At 68.2% G+C, this 16,312-nt stretch carries 21 protein-coding genes and 1 tRNA gene; 14 read left to right on the plus strand and 8 right to left on the minus strand.

Annotated features, from left to right (window positions below; all coding sequences use genetic code 11):
• From K8P63_RS14365 to K8P63_RS14375, 3 genes are read right to left on the minus strand one after another with little or no spacing between them, the layout of a single operon-like run.
• A complete protein-coding gene (locus tag K8P63_RS14365) occupies positions 1-459 on the minus strand; it encodes a RidA family protein (RefSeq protein ID WP_223796704.1) in 459 nt (152 codons plus the stop codon).
• 32 nt (positions 460-491) lie between these two features.
• Positions 492-1,115 (minus strand): HAD family hydrolase, encoded by a 624-nt coding sequence (locus K8P63_RS14370; protein ID WP_223796705.1) that lies wholly within the window; start codon positions 1,113-1,115, stop codon positions 492-494.
• Positions 1,112-1,318 (minus strand): DUF3572 family protein, encoded by a 207-nt coding sequence (locus K8P63_RS14375; protein ID WP_398287688.1) that lies wholly within the window; start codon positions 1,316-1,318, stop codon positions 1,112-1,114. The genes K8P63_RS14370 and K8P63_RS14375 overlap by 4 nt, the downstream gene beginning before the upstream one ends.
• A gap of 120 nt (positions 1,319-1,438) precedes the next feature.
• Here K8P63_RS14375 and K8P63_RS14380 point away from each other — a divergent pair, with 120 nt between their 5' ends.
• Together K8P63_RS14380 and ppk2 are read left to right on the plus strand one after the other, a co-directional pair.
• Positions 1,439-1,801, plus strand: a complete 363-nt coding sequence (locus tag K8P63_RS14380) for a response regulator (RefSeq protein WP_223796707.1) — start codon at positions 1,439-1,441, stop codon at positions 1,799-1,801.
• A 65-nt stretch (positions 1,802-1,866) separates the two neighbouring features.
• Entirely contained in the window at positions 1,867-2,619 is a 753-nt protein-coding gene (ppk2, locus tag K8P63_RS14385) for a polyphosphate kinase 2 (protein ID WP_223796708.1), read from the plus strand.
• Between the two features lie 18 nt (positions 2,620-2,637).
• On the opposite strand, the gene K8P63_RS14390 is transcribed toward ppk2, so the two are convergent.
• Together K8P63_RS14390 and K8P63_RS14395 are read right to left on the minus strand one after the other, a co-directional pair.
• Positions 2,638-3,579 (minus strand): 2-hydroxyacid dehydrogenase, encoded by a 942-nt coding sequence (locus tag K8P63_RS14390; RefSeq protein WP_223796709.1) that lies wholly within the window; start codon positions 3,577-3,579, stop codon positions 2,638-2,640.
• A gap of 11 nt (positions 3,580-3,590) precedes the next feature.
• Positions 3,591-4,157 (minus strand): YqgE/AlgH family protein, encoded by a 567-nt coding sequence (locus tag K8P63_RS14395; RefSeq protein WP_223796710.1) that lies wholly within the window; start codon positions 4,155-4,157, stop codon positions 3,591-3,593.
• A gap of 105 nt (positions 4,158-4,262) precedes the next feature.
• Here K8P63_RS14395 and K8P63_RS14400 point away from each other — a divergent pair, with 105 nt between their 5' ends.
• The 12 genes from K8P63_RS14400 (at position 4,263) to K8P63_RS14455 (ending at position 15,377) form a co-directional block, all read left to right on the plus strand.
• Positions 4,263-4,745 carry a peroxiredoxin gene (locus K8P63_RS14400; protein WP_223796711.1) on the plus strand — a complete coding sequence of 161 codons (483 nt, stop codon included), beginning with the start codon at positions 4,263-4,265 and terminating at the stop codon, positions 4,743-4,745.
• A gap of 5 nt (positions 4,746-4,750) precedes the next feature.
• Entirely contained in the window at positions 4,751-6,193 is a 1,443-nt protein-coding gene (locus K8P63_RS14405) for an AMP nucleosidase (protein ID WP_223796712.1), read from the plus strand.
• Between the two features lie 50 nt (positions 6,194-6,243).
• Positions 6,244-7,425 (plus strand): LysR family transcriptional regulator, encoded by a 1,182-nt coding sequence (locus K8P63_RS14410; RefSeq protein WP_223796713.1) that lies wholly within the window; start codon positions 6,244-6,246, stop codon positions 7,423-7,425.
• A gap of 67 nt (positions 7,426-7,492) precedes the next feature.
• Positions 7,493-8,380 carry a DUF1932 domain-containing protein gene (locus tag K8P63_RS14415; protein WP_223796714.1) on the plus strand — a complete coding sequence of 296 codons (888 nt, stop codon included), beginning with the start codon at positions 7,493-7,495 and terminating at the stop codon, positions 8,378-8,380.
• Positions 8,377-9,393, plus strand: coding sequence for an amidohydrolase family protein (locus tag K8P63_RS14420; protein ID WP_223796715.1), 1,017 nt, complete (start codon positions 8,377-8,379; stop codon positions 9,391-9,393). Before K8P63_RS14415 ends, K8P63_RS14420 begins: the two co-directional genes overlap by 4 nt.
• Positions 9,390-9,800, plus strand: coding sequence for a protocatechuate 4,5-dioxygenase subunit alpha (gene ligA, locus K8P63_RS14425; protein ID WP_223796716.1), 411 nt, complete (start codon positions 9,390-9,392; stop codon positions 9,798-9,800). The genes K8P63_RS14420 and ligA overlap by 4 nt, the downstream gene beginning before the upstream one ends.
• Positions 9,800-10,711 (plus strand): class III extradiol dioxygenase subunit beta, encoded by a 912-nt coding sequence (locus tag K8P63_RS14430; RefSeq protein ID WP_223796717.1) that lies wholly within the window; start codon positions 9,800-9,802, stop codon positions 10,709-10,711. Before ligA ends, K8P63_RS14430 begins: the two co-directional genes overlap by 1 nt.
• A gap of 79 nt (positions 10,712-10,790) precedes the next feature.
• A complete protein-coding gene (locus K8P63_RS14435; RefSeq protein WP_223796718.1) occupies positions 10,791-11,732 on the plus strand; it encodes a Gfo/Idh/MocA family oxidoreductase in 942 nt (313 codons plus the stop codon).
• Positions 11,733-11,741: 9 nt separating this feature from the next.
• On the plus strand, positions 11,742-12,761 hold the full coding sequence (locus K8P63_RS14440; protein WP_223796719.1) for an aldo/keto reductase: 1,020 nt from the start codon (positions 11,742-11,744) through the stop codon (positions 12,759-12,761).
• 9 nt (positions 12,762-12,770) lie between these two features.
• Positions 12,771-13,442: a 4-carboxy-4-hydroxy-2-oxoadipate aldolase/oxaloacetate decarboxylase gene (gene ligK / locus K8P63_RS14445; protein WP_223796720.1), complete on the plus strand. Its 672-nt coding sequence runs from the start codon at positions 12,771-12,773 to the stop codon at positions 13,440-13,442.
• Positions 13,435-14,496 (plus strand): 4-oxalomesaconate tautomerase, encoded by a 1,062-nt coding sequence (locus K8P63_RS14450; protein WP_223796721.1) that lies wholly within the window; start codon positions 13,435-13,437, stop codon positions 14,494-14,496. The genes ligK and K8P63_RS14450 overlap by 8 nt, the downstream gene beginning before the upstream one ends.
• Positions 14,493-15,377, plus strand: a complete 885-nt coding sequence (locus K8P63_RS14455) for an amidohydrolase family protein (protein ID WP_223796722.1) — start codon at positions 14,493-14,495, stop codon at positions 15,375-15,377. Before K8P63_RS14450 ends, K8P63_RS14455 begins: the two co-directional genes overlap by 4 nt.
• Before the next feature lie 49 nt (positions 15,378-15,426).
• Here K8P63_RS14455 and K8P63_RS14460 read toward each other — a convergent pair whose 3' ends face one another.
• From K8P63_RS14460 to cpdR, 3 genes are all read right to left on the minus strand, one after another.
• On the minus strand, positions 15,427-15,579 hold the full coding sequence (locus K8P63_RS14460) for a hypothetical protein (RefSeq protein WP_223796723.1): 153 nt from the start codon (positions 15,577-15,579) through the stop codon (positions 15,427-15,429).
• 169 nt (positions 15,580-15,748) lie between these two features.
• Positions 15,749-15,823: transfer RNA gene (locus tag K8P63_RS14465), tRNA-Val, on the minus strand.
• Positions 15,824-15,924: 101 nt separating this feature from the next.
• Positions 15,925-16,299 carry a cell cycle two-component system response regulator CpdR gene (gene cpdR / locus K8P63_RS14470; protein ID WP_223796724.1) on the minus strand — a complete coding sequence of 125 codons (375 nt, stop codon included), beginning with the start codon at positions 16,297-16,299 and terminating at the stop codon, positions 15,925-15,927.
• Positions 16,300-16,312 lie beyond the last annotated feature (13 nt).

Here is a 16,312-nt window from a genome sequence, read left to right on the forward strand (position 1 = left end):
TCAGCCGGCGATCGCGACGATCGCGTCCACCTCGACCACCGCGCCGAGCGGCAGCACCGCCACGCCGACCGCGCTGCGCGCATGCTTGCCGGCGTCGCCGAACACCTTGACCATCAATTCCGACGCGCCGTTGGCGACCTTGGGCTGGGCGATGAAGGCGGGCGTGGAGGACACGAACACGCCGAGCTTGACGATGCGCGCGACCCGATCGAGCGAGCCGAGCGCCGCCTTGATCTGCGCAAGCAGCATCACCGCGCAGCGCTCCGCCGCCTCGTTCGCGAACGCCTCCTCGGCATCCTCGCCGCACCGCCCGAGCATCAGCTGCCCGTCCTTGAACGGCAGCTGGCCCGAAATGTGGAGCAGGCCACCCACCTCCACCGCCGGCACATAGGCGGCGACGGGCGCGGCAGCTTCCGGAAGTTCGATGTTCAGTTCGGCGAGGCGGGCGTCGATGCTCATGGCTGCCGATGTCGTTGCTGCGCCGCGACGCGTCAAGCGCTGATCGGCAATGCGAGCCGGCCGAGCAGCCAGTCCGCAGCCGCATCCCAATCGTCGATGCGGACGTGGGCGTCGGGCGCGGGCGGGATCGTCGCGGCTATGCTCGGCTCCGCCACCATGTGCAGCCGCCACACGCCGGGCGCATCCGCTGCGACCGATTGGTGATGCACCGCGAGATCATCGACGAACGCAGCCGCGCTGGGGCCGATCTCGTCGAGCAGGCGCGCGACCGCCGGCCCCTTGCCGCCCTGGTTGCACACGACGCGATGCGCGATGCCGAAGGCGTCGAGCTGCGCCGCGCGGCCGGCATGGCACCAGTCCTGCAGATTGGTGAGGATCACGATGTCGGCGACCGCACCGATCCGCTCGAGCGCGGCCGCGGCCCCCGGCACCAAGGTCTGGCGCGACATTTCGGTGCGGAAGAAGCCGTCGAGCAGCGGCCACACTTCGTGCGTCGGCACGATGCCGCCGCTGCCCCGCCGGGTGAGCGCATCGCCGAACGCGCCGCCGACCGGATTGAAATCGATATCGTGCGCCTCGTCGAGCCACGCGCCGAAATGCCGCACCATATGCAGCAGCACCTCGTCGCAGTCGGTGATGAGCAAGGGGCGGCTCATGCCTCCAGCGCCTCGTGGGCCGCGACCAGCGCCGTCGGCGTCGTGGCGAGCGCGTCGGCGCAAGCGATCAGATCGGGTTCGTACGCCTCCAGGAAGGCGAGCACGGCCGCCAGCACCGCCGGTTCGGCAGCCCGCGCACGCAGATCGTCGGGCGCGATGCCGGTCACGGCCAGCATGCGTTCAGCACGGTCCGTATCGGACATGATCCATGCAAGCGCTTGAAGCGCCAGCGCAACTGGATCGCTAAGGCGGTGTTCAAGATTTCTCATGGTAGTTTGAGTGAGGGGGCCTAAGACCTGATGAAAGAGCCGGAGCCCGCCCCCGTGACCAAGACCGTGCTGGTTGTCGAGGACAATGAGCTGAACCTCAAATTGTTTTGCGATCTGCTGCGCGCCCATGGCTATCGGGCGGAGCCGGTGACCGACGGCCGCGAGGCGATCGACCGGGCGCACGCGGTGAGCCCCGATCTGATCGTGATGGATATCCAGATGCCGCACGTCACGGGTCTCGAGCTGATCGAGGCGATCAAGGCCGATCCGGCCCTCGGCGCGATCCCGGTGATGGCGGTGACCGCCTACGCCGCCAAGGGCGACGAGGAACGCATCCGCCAGGCCGGCGCCGAAGCCTATGTGTCGAAACCCGTCCCGGTCGCGCGGTTCATGGAAGTGGTGAACGGGCTCATCTGAAGCCCCCCACGGAACAAACCGGCCGCTCGTCCGCCTAATCAGGTCAGATCAACAAAGAGGCGCCGATGGGCAAATATCATCACGAGCTCGATTATCTGCAGGGTGCGCTCGTCCGCATGCAGCAGGCGATGATGGCGAGCGGCGCGCGCGCCGTGGTCGTACTCGAAGGCCGCGACGGCGCCGGCAAGGACGGCAACATCAAGCGCATCACCGAGCATCTGTCCCCCCGCGCCACACGCGTCGTGGCGTTGCCCAAGCCGTCGGATCGCGAGCAATCGCAATGGTATCTGCAACGCTATGCCACCCACCTGCCGGCGGCCGGCGAGATCGTGATCTTCAACCGATCATGGTATAACCGCGCCGGGGTCGAGGTGGTGATGGGCTTTTCGACGCCCAACCAGCAGGCCGAATTCCTCAACGATGCGCCGCAGTTCGAGCGGATGCTGATCGAAAGCGGCATAACGCTGGTCAAGCTGTGGCTCGACATCGACCGCGCCGAGCAGAAGGATCGGCTCGACGCGCGGCGTGCCGATCCGCTGAAGGTGCTCAAGGTGTCGGATCTGGACAAGGTCGCCCAGAAGAAGTGGGACGATTATTCGGCGGCGCGCAACACTATGCTGGAGCGCACCGATACGCCGATCGCACCGTGGTTCTGCGTGCGCGCCAATTCCAAGAAGCCGGCCCGGCTGGCGGTGATCCGCCATCTGCTGCGCTCGATCGCGCCGCCGGAGATCGCGGACACGGTCGAGGCGCCCGACGACAAGATCCTGTTTCGGTTCGAATCGGCAGCGATCAAGGACGGCCGGCTCGCCCCCTGATCGTCGGCGCGACGGATGTCAGGTGACGGGCGTCAGTGCCTCGCCCGTCGCAAACCAGTGCCGGAGATTGTCGACCACCATGTCACTCATCGCGTCGCGGGTGAACTGCGTCGCGGTGCCGACATGCGGCAGCAACACGACGTCGTCGCGGCCAACGAGCCCCGCCAGCGGGTGCGGCTCATGCTCGAACACGTCGAGCCCGGCGGCCGCGATCTGCTTCGCATCCAGCGCGGCGAGCAAGGCGGCTTCGTCCACCGCATTGCCGCGCCCGACATTGATCAGCACACCGCGCGGGCCGAGCGCGGCGAGCAGCGCTGCATCGACCATGTGATAGGTCGAATCGCCGCCCGGCAGCACCGAGATCAACGTGTCGACCCGCTCGGCCAGCGCCTGCGCGCTGTCGACATAGTCAAAGGCCAGGTCGGGGTTCCGGCGACGCTGATGATACAGGATCGGCCGACCGAAGCCCGCCAGCCGGCGCGCGATCGCCTGGCCGATCCGCCCCATGCCGAGGATGCCGAAGGTGCGGTCGCGCAATGTCGTCGCCGACAGCGGGAATTGCGCCTCCGCCCAGCGACCGTCGCGAAGGTAGCGCTCGGCCACGCCCAGCCGGCGCACCGTCATCAGCAGCAGTCCAAGCGCGAGATCGGCGGTTTCGTCCATCGCCGCATCGGGTGTGTTCGACAACGTGATTTCGCGTGCCTTGAGCGCGGCGAGGTCGATCGTGTCGTAGCCCACGCCGAAGCTCGAGATCATCGCCAGCTTCGGCAGCCGATCGAGCAACGCATCGTCGATCCGCCAATGCCAGTTGGTCGCGATGGCGCGCGCGTCGCGCGCCTCGGGTCGATCGAGCTGATCGGGGCCATCGATCGCCACCACGTCGGCGAAGGCGGCACAGCCCTCCCTGACACGGGGGCTGACGGGCGCGAGGATGAGGATGGTGGGGCGTGGGTCGGTCATCATATCGGGGATCAGGCGTGGCCGCTCGTCGGGGCGAGCAGGCGCACGTCGATGCCGGCGGCGGCGAAAGAGCGCGGCCAGCGCTCGTACACCGGTGTCTCGAATAGAAGTTCGTCGCGCGCGGCGACGGTGAACCAGCCGTGGCGGCCAAGCTCTTCGTCGAGCTGGCCGTCGCCCCAACCGGCATAGCCGAGCGCGACCAGCCATCGATCCGGCCCGACGCCATCGGCGATGGCGCGCAGGACATCGAGCGTGGTCGTCACCGCGAGATCGGACGAGACCACCAACGTATCTTCGCCCTGCCACTCGACCGAATGGAGGACGAAGCCGCGCTGCGGCTCGACCGGGCCGCCGTGATAGATGGGCGCGTCGGGCGCTTCGCCGATCTCGATGTCGAGCTGTCCCAGCAATGTATGGAGACCGAGCTGCGGCACGATCCGGCCGATGCCGATGCCCATCGCGCCGTCGGGCGAGTGGATACACAGCGCGATCACCGCTTGCGCGAACCGCGGATCGCCGATGCCCGGCAGCGCCAGCAGCAGCTGGCCGGCAAGCGAAAGAGAGCCGCTGTCCGTCATACCTTGGTCTATACGCACGGGGGGCGACGGGGGTCCAGCCACAGCCCCTTCCGATCTGGTGGTACGGCTGTTACGGACCGGGCCGCCGACTTCGAGGAGACCCCGATGACGATCCAGCCCGGCGACAAGGTGCCCGACATTACCCTGGTGCGTGTCTGCACCAACGGACCGGACAAGATCGCCACCGGCGCCTATTTCAAAGGCCGCCGCATCGTCCTTTTCTCCGTGCCGGGTGCCTTCACGCCGACCTGTTCGGCCAAGCATCTGCCGGGCTTCATCACCGAGGCGGAAGCCTTCAAGGACAAAGGTGTGGACGAGATCGTCTGCACCGCCGTCAACGATCCGTTCGTGATGGCGGCGTGGGCCAAGGCCAGCGCGGTCGACGATCGCGTGACGCTGCTCGCCGACGGCAATGGCGAATTCGTACGCGCGCTGGGGTTGGACATGGACTGCACCGGCTTCGGCCTCGGCATGCGCGGGCGTCGCTTCGCGATGATCGTCGGCGACGGCACCGTCGAGCAATTGTTCGTCGAGGCGCCGGGCGAGTTCGAGGTGAGCGCCGCCGAATATGTGCTGGCGCGGCTCTGACGCCGATGCCGAGCGCCGCCAGCCTGGCCCATGTCGATGCGCTGGACGCGCTGTATCGCGAGTCGGTCGCGAACCTGCGCACGGCCCTGTCCGCCTATATCGCGACCGGCACGCGCCCCGATCCGGCGATGCGCGCGGGCGGCGCCTTCTGCTATCCGGAACTGCGCGTCCGCTATGACGGCGCGCGGCCGGTGGTCGGCTATGGCCGGGCCTTCGCCCGCCTGAACGAGCCCGGCGACTATGCCGTCAGCGTCACCCAGCCCGGCCTGTTCCGGACCTATATCGCCGAGCAGCTCGATTTCCTCGTCGAGGATTTCGGCGCGGTCGTAACGATCGGACGCAGCGCCGAGGAAATCCCCTACCCTTACGTGCTCGACGCCGAGATCGATCTGACCGGCGCCGCCGCGGTGGAGCTGGCGCGGATCTTTCCATCGACCGACCTCGCCCATATCGGCGACGAGATTGCCGACGGCATCGCGCCGTTAGTCCCCGGCCGACCGCGCCCGCTGGCATTGTTCGATGCGGCGCGGGTCGATTTCAGCCTCGCGCGGCTGCGTCATTATACCGGCACACCGCCGGCGCATGTTCAGAAATATATCCTGTTCACCAACTATCACCGCTACGTCGACGAATTCGTGCGCTGGGCGTGCGCCGAGCTGAACGGCGACAAGGGCTACACCCTGCTCAGCGGCGCAGGCGGGGTGGAGATCCGGCCGGGCGATACCGATGTCGAGGCGGCGATCGCTGACAGTGCGTGGCGGCGCCACCAGATGCCGGCCTATCACCTCGTCGCACCCGACGGCGGCGGCATCACTTTGGTCAATATCGGCGTCGGCCCGTCGAACGCCAAGACGATCACCGATCACCTCGCCGTCACCCGGCCCGAGGCGTGGCTGATGATCGGCCATTGCGGCGGGCTGCGCCCGAGCCAGCGCATCGGCGACTATGTACTGGCGCACGCTTATCTGCGCGACGATCACGTGCTGGACGACGTGCTGCCGCCCGAAATCCCGATCCCGGCGATCGCCGAGGTGCAGGTCGCGCTCGGCCGCGCCGCCGAGCGCGTCTCGGGCGAGAGCGGCGAGCAGCTCAAGCGCCGGCTGCGCACCGGCACCGTCGTCACCAGCGACGATCGCAACTGGGAACTGCGCTACACCCGCTCGGCGCTGCGCTTTAGCCAGAGCCGCGCGGTCGCGATCGACATGGAGAGCGCGACGCTGGCGGCGCAGGGCTATCGCTTCCGCGTGCCCTACGGCACGTTGCTGTGCGTCTCCGACAAGCCGATCCATGGCGAGATCAAGCTGCCGGGGCAGGCCAACCGCTTCTACGAGCGCGCCATCGCCGAGCATCTGCAGATCGGCATCGCCGCGATCGACGAGCTGAAGCTGGCCGGCGAACAGCTCCACAGCCGCAAGCTGCGCGCGTTCAACGAGCCGCCGTTCCGCTAATCCCTCGCGCGGCGCTGGCAGCACGAACAACCTGCGCTTATAAGTGGCGGGTGCGCGACCCGTTCGACCTCAACCTCCGCCATTTCCTTGCATTGCGCACCATCGCCGAGCGCGGCCGGCTGGGTGCGGCGGCCGAGGCGGAGAGCATGACGCAACCGGCGCTGACCCAGGGCCTCGCCCGGCTGGAGGCGCAGCTCGGCCAACCGCTGTTCGCGCGCCGCGCCGACGGGATGCGCGCGACCGACGCGGGCGCGCTGGCCGTAGACCGCGCCACCCGCGCGCTATGGCACCTGCGCGCGCTGCCCGCGGCGCGCGGCTTCGCCTCCCCGGAACGCCTCGTCACTTCGGCGCAGTTGCGCGCCTTCCGTGCGGTGGCGGACGCCGGCAGCTACCACGCCGCCGCACGTGCCGTCGGCCTGTCGCAGGCGGCGATCCATCGCGGCGTGCGCGATCTGGAACAGATTCTCGCAGTTCCTTTGGTCGAGCGTCGCGGGCGCGGCATCATGCTCACCGAACGCGGCCGATCGCTGGCACGTATCGCCCGGCTGGTCGCGGCGGAAATGGCTGCTGCCATCACCGAGACCGCGCATGAGCAGCCCGAACGCGTCGCGCTGGCGGTGGGTGCGATGCCGCTTTCGCGTGCGCAATTGCTGCCACGCGCGATCGAGCGGCTGCTGGCGACGATCGCCGACGCGCATGTCGCGGTGATCGAGGGATCGTGGCGCGAACTGGTCGAGCCGCTGCGCGACGGGACGATCGACCTCATGGTCGGCGCGCTGCGCGACGGCCCGGCGGTGGCGGATCTGGCGCAGACACCGTTGTTCGAGGATCGTCTCGTCATCGTCGCCGGCGCGCATCACGCGCTTGCCGGCGCAGCCTTGCCGCCGCTCGAGGATCTGGCGCGACATCGCTGGATCGTCGGGCCGGCCGGCGCGCCGCTCCGCCAGCATTGGGAGCAATTGTTCGCCGGACGGCCGCTGCCGCCCGCGCCGATCGAATGCGGATCGGTGATGACCATCCGCGAACTGCTGCGCGGCGGCGACTATCTGACCCTGCTCTCGCCCGCGCAGGTCGCCGTCGAGGTCGCGGCCGGCATATTGGCGCATGTCGGCGGCCCGCTCGCCGCCTGCGTGCGCACGATCGGCGTGACGACGCGCGCGCACTGGCGGCCGGTGCCGGCGCAGGCCGCGCTGCTGGGGGCACTGAGCGAGGTTGCGACGAGACTCGATTAGCTTCTGCTTATGGCGGACCGCGATTGTGATTGGCGCGGCGCCATCATGCGGGTGCACATCGGGCGATATGGGAGAGACTGTCGTCCTGATCGGCTTCGGCGAGGCCGGCGCGGCGTTCGCCGCCGGCCTGATCGCGGCGGCGGCGACCGTCTCGGCCTATGATCGCAAGACCGACGATCCCGCCACCGCCGGCGCGAAGTGGGCCGACTATGGCGCCGCCGGCATTGCGGGCGCGGCCAGCATGGCCGAGGCCCTGCACGCCGGACGAGCCGTCCTCTCGCTCGTCACCGCCGATCAGGCGGTCGCCGCCGCCAGTGCGGCAGCCCCGGCCATCGCGCCCGATGCCTTGTGGTTCGACATGAACAGCGTCGGCCCCGATACCAAGCGCGCTGCCGCGCAGGCGATCGAGGCGGCCGGCGGCCGCTATGTCGATGTGGCGGTGATGTCGCCCGTGCTGCCCGCGCGCATCGCGGCGCCGCTCTTGCTGTCCGGCCCGCACGCCGAGGCGGGCGCGGCGATGCTCGGCGCGATCGGTTTCACGCGGGCGAGCGTCGTACCGGGGCCGGTCGGGCGCGCGTCTTCGATCAAGATGATCCGCTCGGTGATGGTCAAGGGGATCGAGGCGCTGACCGCCGAATGCGTGCTCGCCGCCGATGCAGCGGGCGTACTGGACGAGGTGCTCGTTTCACTCGACGCGAGTCCACCCCCGCCCTCCTGGGCCGCGCGTTCCGATTACAATCTCGATCGGATGATGGTGCACGGGCTGCGGCGCGCCGCCGAGATGGAAGAAGTCGTGAAGACGCTCGACGCGCTCGGCACCGGCAGCGCGATGACGCGCGCGACGGTCGGGCGCCAGCGCGCGATCGGCGAAGGCGGATTCGTGCGTCCGCCGGCCGGGCTCGACGAGAAACTGGCGCTGCTGGCGTCGCGCACGGGAGAGGCGCAGGCCGCATGATCATCGACTGCCACGGCCATTATACCGTCCTGCCCAAGGCCCACGATGCGTGGCGCGCGGCGCAGATTGCGGCGTTCGAGGCCGGCACACCCGCGCCCCCCTACCCCGAAATCTCCGACGACGAGATTCGCGCGACGATCGAGGCCAATCAGCTGCGCCTGATCCGTGAGCGTGGCGCCGACATGACGATCTTCTCGCCGCGCGCTTCGGCGATGGCGCCGCATGTCGGCGACGCGGCGGTGGCGAAGGAGTGGGCGACGCGCTGCAATGATCTGATCGCGCGCGTCGTCGGCCTCTATCCCGAGACCTTCGCCGGCGTATGCATGCTGCCGCAGTCGCCCGGCACCGACATGGCCAATTCGATCGCCGAGCTGGAGCGTTGCGTCGGCATGGGCTTCATCGGCTGCAATCTGAACCCCGATCCGGGCGGCGGCCACTTCACCGCGCCGCCGCTGACCGATCGTTACTGGTATCCATTTTACGAGGCGATGGTGCGGCTGGACGTGCCGGCGATGATCCACGTCTCGGGCAGCTGCAATCCGGCGATGCACGCGACCGGCGGCTATTACATCGCCGCCGATACGCTGGCCTTCATGCAGTTGCTGGAAGGCGATCTGTTCGCCGATTTCCCGAATTTGCGCTTCATCATCCCGCACGGCGGCGGCGCGGTGCCCTATCATTGGGGGCGTTATCGCGGGCTGGCCGACATGCTGAAGAAACCCGCGCTCGCCACGCATCTGATGGACAACGTCTTCTTCGATACCTGCGTCTACCACCAGCCGGGCGTCGACCTGCTCGCCGACGTGATCGAGACCAAGAACATCCTGTTCGGGTCCGAGATGGTCGGCGCGGTGCGCGGGATCGATCCCACCACCGGTTTCTACTTCGACGACACCAAGCGCTATGTCGACGCGCTCGACATTCCGGAAAGCGCGCGCGCCGCGATCTTCGCCGGCAATGCCCGCCGCGTCTTCCCCCGGCTCGACGCGGACCTCAGGCGGCGCGGCTTATGACGGTTCCGCGGGACATCCACGCCTATCTCGGCGCGTTCGACGACATTCCCGGCACGCGCGTCTTCACCGCCAAGCGCGCGCGCCAGGGCTATCAGCTCAACCAGTTCGCGATGAGCCTGATGAAGCCGGACAATCGCGAACGCTGGAGGGCTGACGAGCGCGCCTATCTCGATCAATGGCCGCTCTCCGACGATCAGAAGCAGGCGGTGCTCGACCGCGACTATAACCGGCTGCTCGATCTCGGCGGCAATATCTATTTCCTGTCGAAAATCTTCTCGACCGACGGCAAGAGCTTCCTGCTGGCGGTCAGCACGATGAGCGGCATGAGCCTGGAGGATTATCAGGCGATGATGATCGCCGGCGGCCGCTCGCCCGAAGGCATGCGCTCGATCAAGGAGGGCCGCTGATGGCGCGCATCACCGCCGGCGTGGCCTCCAGCCACATCCCCGCACTGGGCGCGGCGTCCGACCTCGACAAGACGCAGGAGGATTATTGGCGCCCCGCCTTCGCCGGCTACGAATGGACCAAAAGATGGGAGGCGGAGCAGCGGCCCGACGTGGTGGTGCTGGTCTATAACGACCATGCCAGCGCGTTCGACATGCGCATCATCCCGACCTTCGCGATCGGCTGCGCAGAGGCATTCCAACCCGCCGACGAGGGCTGGGGCCCGCGCCCCGTGCCGGTGGTGAAGGGCCATCCCGACCTCGCCTGGCATATCGCGCAGAGCTGCATCCTCGACGAATTCGACATGACCATCATCAACGAGATGGACGTCGATCACGGCCTCACCGTCCCGCTGACGATGATGTTCGGCAAGCCGGCCGAATGGCCGTGCCGGGTCATCCCGCTGGCGGTGAACGTCGTCACCTATCCGCCGCCCTCGGGCAATCGCTGCTGGGCGCTGGGCGAGGCGATCGCGCGCGCGGTGGCGAGCTTCGAGGAGGATCTGAACGTCCAGATCTGGGGCACCGGCGGGATGAGCCACCAGCTCCAGGGGCCGCGCGCCGGCCTCATCAATCAGGAATGGGACAATCGCTTCATCGACGGGCTCGTCGGGTCGAGCGACGCGCTGCGCTCCATCCCGCACATCGAATATCTGCGCGAGACCGGTTCCGAGGGCATCGAGATGGTGATGTGGCTCATCATGCGCGGCGCGCTGGGGCGCGAGACGCGGCTGCTGCACCGCCATTATCATGTGCCCGCGTCGAACACCGCGGTCGGCCATGTCGTGCTCGAGCCTGTCGGGGACGCGCCCGACGTGCCCGCGAGCGACACGATCGAGGCCAATTCGCCCGCCGCGCAGGACCTGATTTCGTAGCCGTCGCCCCTGCCGAAGCCGGGGCTTCATACGGCACAGAGCCCGGCTTCGGCCGGGCAACGATCGAGGAGTTTGACGAATGAAGATCGCACTCGCAGGCGCCGGCGCATTCGGCGAGAAACATCTCGATGGCCTCAGGAATATCGACGGCGTCGAGGTCGTCAGCCTGATCGGCCGCACGCTGGAGAACACGCTGAAGGTCGCCGACAAATATGGCATCGGCCACGTCTCGACCGAGCTTGGCGACGCGCTCGCGCTGCCCGAGGTCGACGCGGTCATCCTCTGCACGCCGACGCAGATCCACGCCGAACAGGCGATCGCCTGCATGGCGGCGGGCAAGCATGTCCAGGTCGAGATCCCGCTCGCCGACAGCCTCGCCGATGCCGAAGCGGTGCTGGCCAAGCAGCGGGAGACCGGGCTCGTCTGCATGGTCGGCCACACCCGCCGCTTCAATCCCAGCCACCAATTTGTCCACGACCGGATCGTGGCGGGCGAGATCGCGATCCAGCAGATGGACGTGCAGACCTATTTCTTCCGGCGGCAGAACATCAACGCCAAGGGCGAACCGCGCTCGTGGACCGATCATCTGCTGTGGCACCATGCCGCGCATACGGTCGACCTGTTCGCCTATCAGGCCGGGCCGATCGTCAAGGCCAATGCGATCGAGGGGCCGATCCATCCCGAGCTCGGCATCGCGATGGACATGTCGATCCAGCTGAAGGCGGAGAGCGGTGCGATCTGCACGCTCTCGCTGTCGTTCAACAATGATGGGCCGCTCGGCACCTTCTTCCGCTACATCTGCGACAACGGCACGTGGATCGCGCGCTACGACGATCTGGTAACCGGCCGCGAGGAGCCGGTCGACGTCTCGCAGGTCGCGGTATCGATGAACGGCATTGAGCTGCAGGATCGTGAATTCGTCGCCGCCATCCGTGAGGGACGCGAGCCGAACAGTTCAGTCGCGCAGGTGATGCCCTGCTATCGTGTGCTAGGCGCGCTGGAGGAACAACTGAAGGGCTGATCCTCCGCCATGACCGACGCCGCCTCCCTGCCGACCCGCCAGATCGGACCGTTCGCCGTTTCCGCGATCGGGCTCGGCTGCATGAACCTCAACCATTGCTACCCGCCCTTCCCCGACGAAGCGGCGGCGACGCGGTTGCTCAACCATGCGCTGGATGCGGGCGTGACCTTCCTCGACACCGCCGCATTATATGGCGACAACGAGAATGAGCGGCTGCTCGGCCGTGCGGTGATGCATCGCCGGGCGGAGTTCACGCTCGCGAGCAAGTGCGTGCTCGATTATGCCGACGGCAAGCGCGTGCTCGACGGGCGGCCGGAGCGGATCAAGGCGACGTGCGAAGCGGCGCTGGCGCGGCTCGGCACCGATGTGATCGACCTCTATTACCTCCACCGGCTCGACAAGGACGTGCCGATCGAGGACTCGGTCGGCGCGCTGGCCGAGCTGGTCGCGGCAGGCAAGGTGCGCACGATCGGCCTGTCGGAGATGTCGGCGGCGACGATCGAACGCGCGCACGCCGTCCACCCGATTGCGGCGGTGCAGAGCGAATATTCGCTGGCGGTGCGCAATCCCGAGGTGGCGGTGCTGGCGACGTGCCGGCGGCTCGGCATCGCCTTCGTCCCCTTCTCGCCGGTCGCGCGCGGATTGCTGGCCGGCGGCGTCACCGACGGCGCCTACGAGGCGGGCGACCTGCGTTATTCGATGCCGCGCTTCGTCGGCGACCGGCTGACGCGCAACCTCGATCTTGCGGGCCGCTTCGCGGCGCTGGCGCAGGGTGCGGGCGTGACCCCGGCGCAGCTCGCGCTCGGCTGGCTGCTGGCGCAGGGCGACGACCTGATCCCCATCCCCGGCACGCGCAGCATCGCGCATCTCGACGAGGATCTGAAGGCGGCGACGATCGCCTTCGATCTCGCGACGATCGCCGCCGCCGACGCCTTGTTTCCGCCCAATGCGCTCGACGGCGCCCGCTATTCGCCGGCGGCGCAGGCGCAGATCGATACCGAGCTTCTGCCCGATGAGGAGCTCGCCTGAGGAGAAGCCATGCCCGTCGTCGTCCAGAACATCGAACGCGCCGCGCCGGAGGTCATCGACGGCCTCGCGCATGCCGGGGTCGCCACCGTGCACGAGGCGCAGGGCCGCATCGGCCTGCTCGGCCATCATATGCGCCCGATCTATCCGGGTGCGCGCATCGCCGGCTCGGCGGTCACGATCTCGGCGCCGCCCGGCGACAATTGGATGGGGCACGTCGCGATCGAGCAATTGAAGGCCGGCGACATCCTCGTCCTCGCGCCGACCAGCCCGTGCGTCGACGGCTATTTCGGCGATCTGCTCGCGACCTCGGCGATGGCGCGCGGCTGCCGCGGGCTGGTGATCGACGCGGGCGTGCGCGACATACGCGACCTGACGCAGATGGGCTTTCCCGTCTGGTCGAAGGCGGTGTTCGCGCAGGGCACGATCAAGGCGACGCTCGGCTCGGTCAACGTGCCCGTGGTGTGCGCCGGCGCGGCGATCGCGGCGGGCGACGTGATCGTCGCCGATGATGACGGCGTGTGCGTGGTGAAGCGCGCCGACGCCCCTGCGGTGCTGGAGGAAGCGCGCGCACGCGAGGCGCGAGAGGAGGTCAAGCGCAAGCGGCTGGCCGCCGGTGAACTCGGCCTCGACATTTACGACATGCGCGGCACGCTCGAGCGGATGGGCCTGATTTATGTCTGAGGCGCAGGGCATCCGCGCGATGTGGATGCGCGGCGGCACCTCCAAAGGCGGCTATTTCCTGAAGGAGGAATTGCCCGCCGATCCGGCCGCGCGCGACGCCTTCCTGCTGCGCGCGATGGGCTCGCCCGATCCGCGCCAGATCGACGGCATGGGCGGCGCCGATCCGCTCACCTCGAAGGTCGCGGTCGTCGCCAAATCGGCGCGCGACGGCGTCGATATCGACTATCTGTTCCTGCAGGTCTTCGTCGATCAGGCGATCGTCACCGACGCGCAGAATTGCGGCAACATCCTCGCCGGGATCGGCCCGTTCGCGATCGAGCGCGGGCTGGTCGCCGCTGCCGACGGCACCACCCGCGTCGCCATCTTCATGGAGAATACCGGCCAGGTCGCAGTGGCGACGGTGCAGACGCCGGGCGGCCGTGTCCGCTACGATGGCGATGCCGCGATCAGCGGCGTGCCCGGCACCGCCGCGCCGATCCCGCTCGCGTTCCGCGACACCGCCGGATCGTCGTGCGGCGCGTTGCTGCCGACCGGCAATGGCGTGGACGAGATCGACGGCACCAGGGTTACGCTGATCGACAATGGCATGCCGTGCGTCGTCCTCGCCGCGGCGGACGTCGGCATCACCGGCTATGAGGATCGCGAGACGCTCGACGCCGATGCGGCGCTGAAGGCCAAGGTCGAGGCGATCCGGCTGAAGGCCGGGCCGTTGATGAACCTCGGCGACGTCGCCGCCAAATCGGTGCCCAAGATGATGCTGGTGGCGCCCCCGCGCGACGGCGGCGCGATCGCGGTGCGATCGCTGATTCCCCACCGCGTCCACGCCTCGATCGGCGTGCTCGGCGCGGTCAGCGTCGCCACCGCCTGCCTGGTCGAGGGATCGCCCGCCGCTGTCGTGGCGCGGGTTCCGGACGGCACGACCAAGACGCTGGGCGTCGAGCATCCGAGCGGTGTCACCGAATGCGTCGTCACCGTCGATGCGGCGGGACAGCCGATCGAGGCCGGGATGCTGCGCACCGCGCGCAAGCTGATGGATGGAGTGATCTTCGGATGAGCAAGGACGAAACCGGCCGCATCCGGAGCTGGACGCTCGCTCCGTCGACACCCGCCTTTGTGCCGCCTGTGGGCGCGGTCGACGCGCATTGCCACGTCTTCGGGCCGATGGCGCGCTTCCCGTTCAGCCCCAAGGCCAAATATCTGCCGCAGGATGCCGGGCCGGACATGCTGTTCGCGCTGCGCGACCGGCTGGGCTTCGCGCGCAACGTGGTCGTCCAGGCGAGTTGCCACGGCACCGACAATGCCGCGACGCTCGACGCGATCGCGCGCGCGAACGGCATGGCGCGCGGCGTCGCCGTGGTCGATCCGGCGATCGGCGACGCCGAGCTGGACACGCTCCATGCGGGCGGCGTGCGCGGCATCCGCTTCAACTTCCTCAAGCGGCTGGTCGACGACGCGCCCAAGGACGAATTTCTCGACGTCGCGCGCCGCATCGCGCGGCTCGGCTGGCACGTCGTCGTCTATTTCGAGGCCGACACGCTCGAGGAGTTGCGCCCCTTCCTCGCCGCGATCCCGGTGCCGCTCGTAATCGACCATATGGGCCGACCCGACGTGACGCAGGGGCCCGACGGCGCGGACATGATTGCCTTCCGCCGCCTGCTCGACAGCCGCGACGACATCTGGTTCAAGGCGACCTGTCCCGACCGCCTCGATCCGGCCGGCGAACCCTATGACGCCTTCGTCGCCGCGGTGCGCCCGCTGGTGGAGGATTATCCCGATCGCGCCCTGTGGGGCACCGACTGGCCCCACCCCAATATGGAAAGCCGCATCCCCGACGATGGCGGGCTGGTCGACATCATCCGACGCATCGCGCCGACCGCCGAACTGCAGCGCAAGCTGCTCGTCGACAATCCGATGCGCCTCTACTGGGCGGATTGAGCGGTAGGCATCGGCTGCGGCGCGCGAGCCGCAGCCACGTGCCTGACCCCTACTGCGCTTTTGCCGCCCTGAGCTCGCGGATGAGGCTATCCAGCTCGGCGATTCGGTCACGCTCAGGCGTACCGACCGGCAAGCCTCTGAGCCGTGCCGCCGCCCACAGCCGGTTGCGCTCCGATTCAAGCGCCTTCAATTCGCTGGCCATATGCGCTCCATCTGCTGCGGCCATCATAGGCGCCGCCGTGCCGGGATACAGGATCATTTCCAGTCGCTAATTTCGGGCCGATCGAAGCGCCATCCTCGCGCGATCCGCGTCAGCTTTTATTCGAAACACGAAAAAGCCCATCAAGTCGCTGACCTGATGGGCTTTTATCTGGTGGGCGTGGCAAGGATTGAACTTGCGACCCCTGCGATGTCAACACAGTGCTCTACCACTGAGCTACACGCCCACGCGGGATCCGATCATCGCCGCGTGCTTTGAAGCGCGGCTTGGTTCGGACCCTCGAACCGGTCCGCGGCTCCTAGCGAAGGGTATCGCGCCGCGCAAGCGTCACAGGTCGGCGGCGGTGCCGATCTCGAACATGCGGTCCACCTCGAGCACCAGGTCGCGCAGATGGAAGGGCTTCGACAGCACCTTGGCATCGGGCGGCATCGAGCCGTTCTGCAACGTCACCGCGGCGAAGCCGGTGATGAACATCACGCGCATCGACGGGTGCAGAGCCGATGCGCGCTGCGCCAGCTCGATCCCGTCGAGTTCGGGCATGACGATATCGGTCAACAGCAGATCGTAAGTGCCGCGTTCCAGCAACCGCAACGCCGCGGTGCCGCAATCAACCGCGGTCACACCATAGCCGGTACGCTCCAGCGCCCGCGCGAGATATTCGCGCATGGACGCGTCGTCCTCGGCCAAAAGGATGCGAATCATCAAGCTCTCCGAA

This window comes from Sphingomonas nostoxanthinifaciens (assembly GCF_019930585.1).
GTDB classification, from domain to species: domain Bacteria; phylum Pseudomonadota; class Alphaproteobacteria; order Sphingomonadales; family Sphingomonadaceae; genus Sphingomonas_I; species Sphingomonas_I nostoxanthinifaciens.